General features: G+C 38.6%; 10 protein-coding genes. 7 read left to right on the forward strand and 3 right to left on the reverse strand.

The genetic code is table 11. The annotated features are described in order from the left end of the window. Positions 1 to 21 precede the first annotated feature (21 nt). Both LG273_RS06925 and tnpA read left to right on the forward strand, forming a co-directional pair. On the forward strand, positions 22 to 6117 hold the full coding sequence (locus tag LG273_RS06925; RefSeq protein WP_404458850.1) for a lamin tail domain-containing protein: 6096 nt from the start codon (positions 22 to 24) through the stop codon (positions 6115 to 6117). Between the two features lie 206 nt (positions 6118 to 6323). Then, entirely contained in the window at positions 6324 to 6776 is a 453-nt protein-coding gene (tnpA, locus tag LG273_RS06930; protein ID WP_404456851.1) for an IS200/IS605 family transposase, read from the forward strand. A gap of 23 nt (positions 6777 to 6799) precedes the next feature. Here the strand turns inward: tnpA and LG273_RS06935 are convergent, their stop codons facing one another. Beyond that, positions 6800 to 8518 carry an IS1182 family transposase gene (locus tag LG273_RS06935; protein WP_404458852.1) on the reverse strand — a complete coding sequence of 573 codons (1719 nt, stop codon included), beginning with the start codon at positions 8516 to 8518 and terminating at the stop codon, positions 6800 to 6802. Between the two features lie 300 nt (positions 8519 to 8818). Continuing rightward, entirely contained in the window at positions 8819 to 8956 is a 138-nt protein-coding gene (locus LG273_RS06940) for a maltose acetyltransferase domain-containing protein (protein WP_379561203.1), read from the reverse strand. A 97-nt stretch (positions 8957 to 9053) separates the two neighbouring features. Between LG273_RS06940 and LG273_RS06945 the strand changes: the two genes are divergently transcribed. The 5 genes from LG273_RS06945 (at position 9054) to LG273_RS06965 (ending at position 11482) form a co-directional block, all read left to right on the forward strand. Further along, positions 9054 to 9386, forward strand: coding sequence for a hypothetical protein (locus LG273_RS06945; protein WP_379561204.1), 333 nt, complete (start codon positions 9054 to 9056; stop codon positions 9384 to 9386). A 48-nt stretch (positions 9387 to 9434) separates the two neighbouring features. Then, positions 9435 to 9632 (forward strand): hypothetical protein, encoded by a 198-nt coding sequence (locus tag LG273_RS06950; protein WP_379561206.1) that lies wholly within the window; start codon positions 9435 to 9437, stop codon positions 9630 to 9632. A gap of 136 nt (positions 9633 to 9768) precedes the next feature. Continuing rightward, complete coding sequence (locus LG273_RS06955) at positions 9769 to 10737, forward strand: peptidoglycan DD-metalloendopeptidase family protein (RefSeq protein WP_404458855.1); 969 nt, start codon at positions 9769 to 9771, stop codon at positions 10735 to 10737. A 129-nt stretch (positions 10738 to 10866) separates the two neighbouring features. Beyond that, positions 10867 to 11025: a hypothetical protein gene (locus LG273_RS06960; protein ID WP_379561208.1), complete on the forward strand. Its 159-nt coding sequence runs from the start codon at positions 10867 to 10869 to the stop codon at positions 11023 to 11025. 10 nt (positions 11026 to 11035) lie between these two features. Next, positions 11036 to 11482 (forward strand): hypothetical protein, encoded by a 447-nt coding sequence (locus LG273_RS06965; protein ID WP_379561209.1) that lies wholly within the window; start codon positions 11036 to 11038, stop codon positions 11480 to 11482. Positions 11483 to 11679: 197 nt separating this feature from the next. Here the strand turns inward: LG273_RS06965 and LG273_RS06970 are convergent, their stop codons facing one another. Beyond that, positions 11680 to 13236 carry an ABC-F family ATP-binding cassette domain-containing protein gene (locus LG273_RS06970; protein ID WP_379561210.1) on the reverse strand — a complete coding sequence of 519 codons (1557 nt, stop codon included), beginning with the start codon at positions 13234 to 13236 and terminating at the stop codon, positions 11680 to 11682. Between the last annotated feature and the right edge of the window lie 86 nt (positions 13237 to 13322).

A 13322-nucleotide genomic window follows, 5' to 3' on the forward strand; every position in this document is an offset into this window, starting at 1 on the left:
ACTAAAAATGGAGGGAAGAGAATGAAGAAAAAGAGAGTACATAGTTTTTTTGCTGCTATAACGGCAGTATTATTATTTGTTTCAACATTGTTGCAAACAAGCTCTGTTGCCTTTGCTGCAGCGCAGCAACCCAAAGACAAAAGCATCGAGCAAAAGCAGGGTACAGATGATGCAGAGGCCCCTGCCACTTCTAAGAAAGAAAACACCAAAGATACTTCTTCACAGACAAACTCCTTAACATTTCAGCATGAACAACCTTCTAGTTTTTCAGATTTAAAATCTCATGATATTACAGTGAACATTCCCAACGCAGAAAATGCACAACTCCATTACAAAGCAACAGAACATTCTATGCCAAAGCGTATAGAAATGCATGAATCGGAAAAAGCCACTTTTACAGCTACTATTCCTAAAGATGCATTGTGGTCAGAGAAGGTTAGTTATTGGTTTACTTCTACTAATACTGAAAAGGAATCCGAATCCAATGTCTATACTGTAAAAGTAGACAAGCAAGCAGACAGAGAGGATACAAATGCACCCAAGCTTTTCATCACAGAAGCCAGTTTGACTGGAGAGACCTTTGTGGAGGTCTATAATAATACAAATCAAGCTTTAAATCTACAAAAGTATTCGCTATTAATAGGAAAAGAGGAAGTGTCTTTTCCAGAAGACAGAAAGTTAGCCCCACAGGAAACCATCGTGATTTGGTTTACAGAAAATGATGCAACTTTGAGCACGTTTAATGACCATTATAGTACTACTTTACAAGAAGAAGAACTTTTCATTGTGGAAGAAACTACTTTTGCAAAAGATGTTCCATTAAAGCTAGTGGACAAGCAGTCAACAAAGGATATCAGTACCGTAATATATAGTGCTTCGGAAGCTGCAAGTCAGTTGTATTATTACAGTAAGGGAGAAATAGAGTTTGGTGGAGAAACAGAGGTAGCTAACCCTGGATCATTAGTAACAGATCAGGTTCCAGAACAACCTCTTACCATCAAATCAGATACGACTGAGGGAACAGAAACAAATGAGTCAAAGGACGAGCCTTCTTCAAATAAAGAAGCAACTTCTACTCCAGTGGAAAAATCCCCTTCTAATGTAGAACAAGGAGAGAAGGAAGCGGAGGCTAAATCTCGATCCGTAACACAAGCAGTTGAACAAGTGATTGAACATCAGCCAATTACGGAAGTAGATGGGCAGACAGATTTAACCGTTGAAGCTTCTGTTGGTGGAGCAACAGAGGTGAAAATTCAGTACCAGACTGGTGAAGGAATGGTAGGGCAAGAACTTGCTTTAACACAAGAAGAAGGTACAAATGTGTATACAGCATCAATTTCCAAGGAACAATTATGGTCACCTCATTTCGGCTACAGAATTGTTGCTGAAATGGAAGATGGCACTTCTATTAGCTTACCGGAAGAAGGGCATTTTGAGGCGAAAGTTATTCCACCAGAAGTATCAGACACACAGGAAATCCCACAACTTCTTATTACTGAAATAACGCCGGACACTTCTAATCAAAATGGAGCCGACGCTTATGAATTTATCGAGATTTATAACAATTCGTCACAACCTATAAATATGCAAGATTATCAAGTTATTTACCGTTATCCATCAAATACGGCAGACCAAATTTGGGAATTAACGGACAATAAGGTGATTCAGCCGCAGGAGAGTTTTATCGTTTGGATAAAAAATGATGGAAACCAAGCATTAGAACTGGCAGACTTTAACACCCAATATGGGATAGATATGCCAGAAAGTCATGTTACGGAGATACAGAGTTCAGGAATGGCGAACGGTAGTGAACGTTCTCTTATTGTTTCAGATAAATTCTCCAATGAAATCGTTGCAGCATCCTACAATGATGAAGCTGGGGATGATACCAAAGCTAATCAGGGCATCGTTTACACTTACCCTCAACAAGGGAAAATAATGAAGAAGGTAGGTATTGGGGAAACGGTAACCCCTTTATCTATTGTTGAAGGACAAACTCCAAGGAAGCCTGTTGTTATTGATGAAGAGGATGAAGTGCCTGTAATAGGAAGTCCTGAATTTTCTATTACTGAAGACGGTATTAAAGTGGATGTAAAGATAACATCAGAGCAAGAGATTCATGGGGTAAACGTATCTGTGCAACAAAGTGAAGAAGTGGCCTTCCAAACATGGAATATGGAAGTATCTAACTCTGATCCATCCATTTATACGATCACGATTCCACGAGAAGAGATTTGGAGCGATCGAGTAACATACTTTATTACAGCAGGAAATCTGGTCGGTGAAACAAGTACAGAGCCTGCTGAAAAGGAGATCCCTGGCCAACCAATTGATTATCAAAAAGTCCCTTCCTTGCTAATCACAGAAGTTGTACCTGATACTTCAAATGAAAATGGAGCAGATGGCTATGAATTTATCGAAGTCTATAACAATACTACAGAAACAATAGATTTCAATGATTATACACTTCGTTATCGCTATCCAAATAGTGGGCCAGCAGGTGACTTGCTATGGGGCCCTCAAGACGACCAACAAGTGATGATTCCATCAGGTGAATCCGTGGTGTTTTGGGTGATCAACCAAGGAAACCCTGATAAAGGGCAGGCAGACTTTAATGCTAACTTTAACACTAATCTGATAGAGGGAGAAAACTTATTCAAAATCTATAATAATGGCATGGCTAATGGTAGTGAGCGTACATTAGTAATGGCTACGAAAACAGGTACAGAGCTTTCCTATGCTATGTACAATGAGGAAGCAGGAATTGATGATACAGTTCAAAATAAAGGGATTTTCTATCGTTACCCAACTGATGGAGGTCTATATTCTACTAAAATAAGCTCAACGGAATGGGACGCAACTCCTGGGTCAGTGATGCCCGAACAAGTCCCAGCTGAAAAAGTTCAGCTACCAGATGATAGTGAACCACCATTAGTAGAAGATACGACAACTACAGGGTCAATTACTTCCGAAGACTCTGTAACATTATCTGCCATGATAACGGATCAAATTGGCGCCAAATCTGTCTTTCTCTATTATCGTACACAGGATAATGATGACTTCCGTCAAGTAAGTCTAGAAAGGCAGGATGACAATCATTATGCACATCTAGTATATGAGCCAGAATTGATTGGTAAATCAGAGTTAGAATACTATTTTGTTGCAAGTGACGGAAAAAATAAGACTACTACCGAACCAAACACCTTGCAAATTGAAAACCCGTCTATGGAAGAAGGGCTTCGTCTAAACGTAAAGGACGGAGACCTATTAGCTGGTGAAAGCACAATAAAAGCTACAACGGATGAATATAGCACAGACACAGAAGTTTATGTGGATGACCAGCAGGTGACAGATACTTTTAAAGCAATGGAGACAGAGGCATACTTCGCGTTCGATGTAACAGAAACTAATATATATTTCAAAAACGGCGTAACCATGGGAGATGAGGTTTTAGAAATCTTCGATGATACGTACACGGATTTCACAACGCTAACCGTTCCTGTTTCTGCAGATAAACTGCAAGTTGGAGAAAATACCATTACTATCCGTGCAGGTAACAAGGTAGGGCCATTTGATGAAACATCACATGAAAACAGAGACGATTTTACGATTCGTAATATTCGACTTGTGCTTTCAGATGGCACCACTATTTATGACCCTGATTTTGCAGACCCTGAACAAAATTATCCAGTTGGAGATAGTTCAGGCAAAGATCCTATCTACAATTTCAATTTTACTTTGGAGGAAGAACAATTTACTTCAACGGCTTATTTATTTGATACTAGCAATGTAGAAGACGGTGAACATACAATTAAGGCTGTCCATGAAAATGAAGAAGTTTCAGCTAAAGTTGTGACAGATAACACTAGTCCAGTATTAAACCCAACTGTTGAAGAAGGGGAAACCTATAAAGGAGACTTTGTAATTGATGCCGAAGCGAACGATCCAGGAAGTGGTATAGAAGAAGTTACCGCACAATTAGACGGCGACCATATCTCACTTCCGTACGAAACTTCTTCTGCGTTGTTGGAAGCTGGGAAGCACGAAATTATTTTCCGGGCAACAGACTTAGCTGGTAATACGCAAGAAGAGGTCATTCAATTTGAGGTTGTAAAAGAGCATCCACTTCTCCCTGATTGGCTCTCCAATGACCCAGAAAGTACGCGTGCTAATTTATCAGTCACAGTCAATGATCCAACAGAAGACAAAATGGATGTGGCGTTTTACGAATCCTATCAATATACAGCAGAGGATCCTAACCTAGTGATTTCCGAGAATGCTGTAGATTCAGAACCACCAAGTGGTTACCTACCTGAAGGAGAAGCTCGTCTAACGGATGAACAACGTGAAGCGTTAGAAGAAATAGACGGAAATGAACTTTCAACAGAGTCGGATTTACAATTTCCTTATCATCGTTTTGATGTAACTGTAGATGAAAATGTTGATGCAAATGATGAGATTGAAGTGGTATGGGATGGTTCTTCTCTTCCTGGCCGAAAAGTTACCATGTATGCATGGAATTATGCTTCAAATAGCTGGGATGCGTTAACCTCTACAATCGCTGGTGAAGAAGCATTTCAATTGGTTGGTTCTGTAAGTGGCGCAGAATACGTACAGGATCATAAGGTTAGTGTCATTGTGCAAGATCAGATTGCTGATGTAGGGGAAGATTTTAGCTTTGTTTGGATGGCTGATACGCAGTATTACTCTGAGAGCTACCCACACATTTATGAACAACAGGTAAATTGGATTGCAGAAAACCAACAAGAGCACAATATTGAATATGTATTCCATTCAGGCGACCTTGTTAATATCCATGACGATTTTGAGCAATGGGATGTTGCAGACCGTTCCATGAGGGTGCTGGACGAGGCAGGTGTCCCATACGGCGTAGTGGCTGGAAATCATGATGTAAATAACAAACAACGCTACTATGATAATTACTCCCAATTCTTTGGCGAGGACCGTTTTGAAGGTAAATCCTATTACGGGGAATCCTTCCAGGATAACAGAGGTCACTATGATTTAATATCCGTAAACGGCATGGACTTTATTATGGTCCACCTTGGATGGGGAATTGAAGAAGAAGGGATCGAATGGTTAAATGAAGTGCTAGAAGCTCATCCGAACCGTAAAGCCATTCTGAACGTACATGAATACTTGCTTGCTACCGGGAATAGAAGCCCGACAGGTGACTTATTGTTTGAAGAAGTTGTAATACCGAATGAAAATGTAATTGCCGTACTTTGCGGTCATTACCATAATGCTCAAACTTTAACTGATGAAGTTGATGATAATGGTGACGGTATTCCAGATCGTACGGTATATCAAATGCTTGCCGACTATCAAGGAGGCCCTGAAGGTGGTCAAGGTTATCTGAGAATATTAAATTTCAACATGGATGAGAATAAAATTGACGTAGAGACATATTCTCCTTATCTGGATGACTACAATTACTATGAGCCTACAGAATACCCTGAAAAGGACGAGTTTTCATTGGACTATAATATGGAGGCTCAAACAAAGAAAGTGGCAACAGATCATATAGAAGTTAATGTATATACAGATGAACTAATTGGAGAAGTGACAGGGGTACCCAGTGGGGAAACAGCTGCTGTTACATGGAGTAACTTAGATCCAAATAGTGAATATTTTTGGTTTGTAGAAGCAACAGACGAATTTGGTGGACAGCAACGTTCGGACATCTGGAATTTCCGTACAGTTGATGGGGAGATCGTAGAGCCAGAAATTCCTGAAGAGCCTGAGGGGCCACAGGATCCAAATGAAGGGAATAACGGAGAAAATGAAGAGACACCAGGAGATCCACAAGATCCTGAGAACGAGGAAAGGCCTAACGTACAAGACCCTTCAGCTGACAATGATCAAGATAGCGGAAATGATGAAAATAACCAACTAGAAAATGATAGAAATACGAACGATAATCAACCTGGCATTGAAAACACCACGAATAATGGAGAAAATAATGACGGTTCTGATTTACCAGAAACAGCAACAAACATGTATCACTATATCTTACTAGGAACTATCATATTATTAAGTGGTATTTCCATTTGGATAGCATCTTACTATCGCAAAAGGCACGTGTATTTAAATTAGAATAAATAGATAGTAGAAGCTTATACTGCAAACTAAACTTAAAAACCGTAACCTACAGAGGTTACGGTTTTTTCATTACTGGTTTTAAAACCACAGGCTCTGCCTGTGTGAGAATTCAACTTGTAGAGTTGTAACAGAAAAAACTCCTTTCGGTATAATAGAGTTGGCCGTCAAACCGACTCTATATACAGAAAGGAGATCTACTCATGTCGAGTGACAATAGTTTATCACACACCCGATGGAATTGTAAGTATCACATAGTCTTTATACCCAAGTATAGAAGGAAAGTAATTTATGGCAAATTAAGAAGAGACATCGGGGTGATCTTAAGGCGTTTATGTGAGATGAAAGATGTAGAAATTATCGAGGCTCATGCCATGCCCGACCACAACCATATGCTGGTGAAAATACCACCAAAGATGTCAGTATCTTACTTTATGGGTTACTTAAAAGGTAAAAGCTCTTTAATGATTCACGACAGACATGCAAACCTAAAGTACAACCATGGGAACCGCACATTTTGGGCAAAAGGTTACTATGTCAGTACAGTGGGGCTCAATCAAAAAACGGTGGCAAAGTACATTCGTGAACAGGAATCTGAGGATAGACTACGAGACAACATGAGTAAACGTGAATACGTCGATCCATTTAAAAAATAGATAGGAATATAAACGGTTGACGGTCAATTTCGAAGCCCCTTTAGGGGCCTCGTTGGTAAAGTGCCCTTATAGGGCGAAACTAAAAGAGGCTGGGACATAACTAGCCTTAAGTAAGTAAAAAAGATTCCAGTTATCAAAAAATGATAGCTGGAATCTTTTTTGTTAGAGTTTGGGCTTGTATGTTGCATGGTGGCGGTGTACTTTCTTATGTTCACCGCCATAAATGCAAATCCTAATTCATTTTCCACTTTAGATTTGCCTCTCACCGACATTCGAGTGAAACGCAAATTAGCCTTCAGAAATCCGAAGACAGGTTCCACATCTATTTTACGTTTCCCATAGATTTCTCCCGTTTCTTCTTTTGAAAGCTGCTCTCTTATATATTCTTTTTGTTGTTCCCAATGAGCATTGTAGTAAATTTTCCGATTCTCTTTTGCTTTGGTACACTGATCGCGTAATGGACACCCAGAGCAATCTTCGCATTCATAGACACGAAAGGTTCGTTTGAACCCGGTTTTATCCTTTCGATTTGATAGGTATTGAAAAGCTACCTTCTTTCCGTTTGGACAAGTAAAAAAGTCTCCGTCTGAATCATACTCCCAGTTGGATACATGAAAAGGATTTGTTTTATATTTCTTTTTCTTTTCCTTCCGATAGGTATTATACGTAATGAGTGGCATCTTTTCTCGATGGAGTACATTACTGTAATTTTGTTCACTACCGTAACCCGCGTCAGCAACAATATACTTGGGTAACTTAAAATACCTATCTTCAATATTATCGAGGAAAGGAATAAATGTGCGAGTATCCGTAGGATTTGGAAATACATCATAGGCTAATGTGTATTGACCTTCGGTCGCAATTTGTACATTATAACCTGCTTTAAGTTGGCCATTTTTCATATAGTCATCTTTCATTCGCATAAAAGTGGCATCATGATCCGTCTTTGAATAACTATTGCGATCGCCAAAGATTTCCATATCTTTTTGATATTTGTGTTTACGAGCTTCAAAGTCTTGGAATTGTTTACGGTATTGCTTGGGTTCTTTTCGCTCGGAACGAAGTTGTTTGCGTTCTTTCGCTTCTTCACTCTTCTCGATTTCTTCATCATATTTTTTTACTTCTTCATCTAGTTTTTTTACCACTTCACTGAGTTCTTCCGTTGAAAGTTCATCGGAACTTTCCCTTTCTATTTCAGGGATAATTTCCTTTTCCAGTAATTCCTCATACAGTTGATTCGACTTCTTTATTAAATCGGTGCTGTATTTTTCAATGGATTTTTTCCACACAAAGGTGAACTTATTTGCATTCGCCTCTATCTTCGTACCATCAATAAAAATGGCCTCTTCTTCAATCATCTTCTCTTCCACAAGTTGACAACGAAATAGGACGAAACACTGACGTAATAATTCTTTTACTTCCGGATGCACACGAAATCGATTAATGGTACGATAACTCGGTTCATAGCCTTGTGCTAACCACATCATACGTACACTGTCTTTGAGTAACCCCTCTATTTTTCTGCCAGAAAAAACAGACTGCGTATAGGCACATAAGATAACCTTCATCATCATCCTTGGATGATATGCAGGGCATCCTGTTTCACGGAAAAACTCCGCAAATGAATCCTCTGGAATACTCTCCACAACATGATTAACTGCGTAGGCTATATCATTTTCTTGAAGTTTCATTTCTAAATCTAAAGGCAAAATGACTTGATTCATGGTATAATGTTTAAACATAAGGGATACCTCCGGTTCTGTTTTGGTGTGGTACTTTAACTTTACCAGAAGGTATCCTTTTTGCGTACATAAATTCAAAAAAAGTGGTGCTCCCCAGAGGGGAAGTACCACTTTTTTATTTTACCGGGTTTTGTCCCAGCCTCATAGTTACTTTTCAAAATCCCTAATATATTACCATATTTTTTTAATTACTCTTGCTGGATTACCAGCTATCACAACATTATTATAACCATAGTCACAACGAAATGGTGGCTCTTCATGATATGTTTCCCCAGTCTATCCAAAGAGCTCTTTTAAACGCTAAGTTCTTTTTTCGATCTCGGTTTCATCTGTCTCGTTAAACAACCTTGTTATATTTCGTGCAGCTGTTCTCTCTTCTAATAACCCTTGGTTTTCTGGTGTGTAAAGTTCATTTGCTAGTATTTTTTCTTTTTTCATATGAAGCATGACCTTGTTTTATTGTTAGATAATCTTAATTGGTATCTATCCAGTCCATAAAAAACTTGGTATGATATAACTTGGAGGGAAGGTGCTGATGGTGAAAAAATTTGTTTACCTGATCTGTATTTGCCTGTTAATGTTAGGGATTAACCAAACGTCTGAAGTTGCTCATCAGCTGCAGCAAACCTCTTCCGCGGATATGGTTTTAGCAGTAAAAGATGTACACCAGGTACAGATTGCACATATTACCACACCTGCTACACTTACAAATCAGGACCATCTTGAGAAGCCATTTCCTTTGCCACCAATCATAGATGAAGTAATGCCAAAGGTAGAGTTCTTAAATGCTATTTTGTCTTATCCTGAAACGGTGAGGATAGCATGGCAGGTAGATACAAAAAAGTATCACTCTAATTACCTCTCCTAGTTCTTCTTATGCTATAACATTTCATGAGAAGAGAAAGGGAGAATTAAGATGAAACAAAATGGTAAAGCATATTGGAGAGAGTCGCTTGAATGCTTCTTATTCATTACACTTTTTATGGCGCTGTTTTTAACTGTATTTGTTATTAGTGGAAGGTTAAATGGAATGGATTGGCTTAATTATTTCGACCACTTCAAATGGACCTTTAATACAGAGTTTTTTAAAGACCTTATGCAGTCTTGGAAATAAAACAAAATGTTAACCATCCTGAGCTTAATAAGCTTCGGGTGGTTTTTTTACTGACTGAATTTTTGGTCTATACGTGAAACCTTTTGTAACTGGAGTCGTATATAATGTAAAAGCTACTTCATAAAGGAGGATGAAAATGAGAGTTTTCGTAACTGTAAGTGCACTCCTATTGTTGCTTATTGGGATAACAGCTTGCGGTGATGAAGATAGCAGTTCATCTGAAGGGGAAGGGGCAACAGATACAATGGAAAAAAAGATAATAGGACTAGAACTTGCGGACCAATTTCTGTCAGGGAATTATGAAGCTATTTATGATCAATTTAGTAAGTCTTTTCAAAAAGACGTGTCGTTCGAAGAGTTTAGAGATATTGGAGAGCAATTTAATGAAGGGGTTAGTAGCTACACCTTTATATCTGAACTAAGTTTGAATAATTTTAATGAATATCAATGGTTAAGTGAAGGGGGAGATAAAGGGATAAGAGCCCATCTTAATGATGACCAAAGGATAATAGGGTTGCAAGTATTAAACATACAAGCGGATTTGGGAACGAATGACATTTATACAAAGAATACATACCATATGCCAATTAATGAACCGTGGCTTACATATTGGGGTGGGACAAACCAGCTTGTTAACTACCATTATATACATGAGAATCAGCGCTATGCATATGATCTAGTGATCAAAAAAGAAGATACCTTCGAAGGTGACCTTAAGAAAAATGAAAGTTATTTTGCATTTGGTAAGGATGTGGTTGCTCCTTTAGAGGGTGTTGTGGTTTCAGTGGAAAATGGCATAGAAGACAATGACCCAAGAGTCGAATCAAATAGAGACCAACCACTTGGGAACCATGTCATCATCCAACATGATAATAGAGAATATAGCGTGCTAGGGCATTTTAAACAAGGTAGTATCGAAGTAGAAAATGGCCAGGAAGTAAAAGCAGGAGAATTGCTCGGTTTTGCCGGGAATTCTGGAAATTCAAGTGAACCTCATATTCACTTCCATGTCGCAGATAGTGCGGAATGGGAAGAAGCTACTTCCTTAAGAATTAAATTGAATGTGGAAGAGCCTGTACGCGGAGAAACAGTAGAAGGGTTTTAATTCATACAACCTTCCATCTGGGAGGTCTTCTTTTTGGCTAGATATACAAAAGAACGAACGGATGCATTTTAAACTTTCTGCTAAATGTTCTCGCCTATGATTTTAAGACCAGTAACTAGGAGGGGCTATATGGAAGTATTAATAATGGTCTTTCTCACCTTTCTAATCATGATGGTAATAAGTTCTTTCCTAAATATTATGTTTAAAACTACTGAGAAAAAGCATTGGCTAGCTTCTTTTTCATTCAGTGCAGTCTTATCTATTATTCTTGTAATCTTTTTCGGATAGGGGGATGCAAGTGATCTTATCAACAGTTATTTTAGGTTGGATAGGGATGGGGATATTTATTACGGTCTTCTTCACATTCCTGAAGTTAATGAAGAACAAAGAACATGGCTTTTTACACCTTTTAATGGGTATTATGTATGCGATGTGGCTCCCACTACCTTTTGCATTGTATAGTGAAATAGGGCAAGATTTTGTATTTACAGGAAGCATCTTTGGCTTTGTCTATTTATTCATGCTCGTAATTACAATGGGGTTTCAAACAGGGCACATCGTACATGTTGTAAAACAGGAGCAGAGTGAAATCTGGGGAGAGCGGGCCTCCTGGATGCTTGATACCTTTACGACTTCCTTTGAAGGTCTAGCAAGTGTGTTTAAAAGTATTTGGTCTATATTTCTAAGCTATTGCCTTTTGGTTAAACGGAGAAATATGGATGGCTGTATTAATGAGTTTGTTTAGTCTGATGATCATTTATTACATAAATAATTTAATCCAATTAAGCATGATAAAAAGAATTAATTTCTTAGAAAAAATAAAGTCAAATCCTTTCCTTTATAACATTGAAGCCTTCTTATTTTTTCTAACGTTAATGATTTACCTTACAGTACAACAGTAAAAAAGATAGGAGAGCTTATAAAGCTGCCCCTATCTTTTTACTAAAAAACTTTTGTTGTCCAATCCTCACAATTCCAGACTTCTGTTACGATATCCTCGTAAAATTCCGGCTCGTGGGAGATAAGCAATACGCTCCCTTGATAGGCTTTTAACGCTCGCTTCAGCTCTGCCTTAGCATCCTTGTCAAGATGATTGGTCGGCTCATCCAGTACAAGTAAATTGGTTTCTTGGTTAAGCAGCTTGCAGAGGCGGACTTTTGCTTTCTCTCCGCCACTAAGTACCTGAACCTTGCTTTCAATATGCTTTGTTGTAAGTCCACATCTAGCTAAAGCCGCCCGTACTTCGTATTGATTCATATGTGGAAATTCATCCCAAATCTCTTCAATACATGTTTTCTTGCTGGTCTCTTTTATTTCCTGCTCAAAGTAGCCAATGTGCAAATGCTCACCAAGCTCTACACTCCCAGAAATAGCAGGGATTTCACCGAGAATACTCCGCAATAAAGTAGTTTTCCCAATTCCATTTGCTCCGGACAATGCAAGCTTTTGCCCTCGTTCCATAGTCAAGTTAAGTGGACGGGACAAGGCTTCTTCATAGCCGATTACAAGCTCGTTTGTCTCAAAAAGGTACCTACCTGGTGTGCGTGCCTGTTTAAATTCAAATTGTGGCTTTGGCTTTTCTGCATCTAACTCAATAACTTCCATTTTATCGAGTTTTTTCTGACGAGACATAGCCATCTTACTAGTTGCTGCATTGGCCTTGTTACGTGCTACAAAATCCTTTAAATTGGCAATCTCTTTTTGCTGCTTCTTATAAGCGGCAACTTGTTGTTGTTTTTTCATTTCATAAACACGTAGAAACTCATCATAATCTCCCGGGTAGCGGGTGATCTGCTGATTTTCCATATGATAAATGAGGTTTACAACGCTATTTAAAAAAGGGATATCATGAGAAACAAGAATAAAAGCATGCTCATATGCCAATAGATATTCTTTCAACCATACAATATGCTCGACGTCTAAATAGTTTGTTGGCTCATCCAAAAGGAGAATATCAGGTTTCTCCAAAAGTAGCTTAGCTAAAAGGACTTTTGTACGTTGCCCACCACTTAGATCATGAACATCTCTTTCCAGACCAAAGTCATTGAGACCAAGACCATTTGCGACTTCCTCTACTTTAGCATCAATTATATAAAAACCATTATTTGTTAATGCGTCTTGGATTCGACCAGTTTCTTCAAGTATTTTTTCCAATTCTTCAGGGTCTACTTCTCCCATTTTTGCATACAGCTCATTCATTTCTGTTTCCATATCATAAAGATATTGAAAAGCTGTACGTAGCGCGTCTCGGATTGTCATTCCTTTTTTTAACACCGCATGCTGGTCTAAATACCCAACACGAACATGCTTCGACCAGCTTACATTTCCAGCATCAGGTTCTAACTTGCCTGTAATAATATTCATAAAGGTAGATTTTCCTTCACCATTGGCACCAAGCAGTCCTATATGTTCTCCCTGGAGTAAGCGAAAAGAAACATCATCAAATATAGCACGGTCACCAAAGCCGTGGCTTAAACTATCTACTGATAATAAACTCATAATTAACTACACCTTTTCTTTCTAAATTTCCTCACCCCATTATACCGGTCTAAAACCAAAATGGGTAGAGAGTATAACATAAATTC

Source organism: Oceanobacillus kapialis (genome assembly GCF_044790185.1).
GTDB classification, from domain to species: Bacteria; Bacillota; Bacilli; order Bacillales; family Amphibacillaceae; genus Oceanobacillus_B; species Oceanobacillus_B kapialis.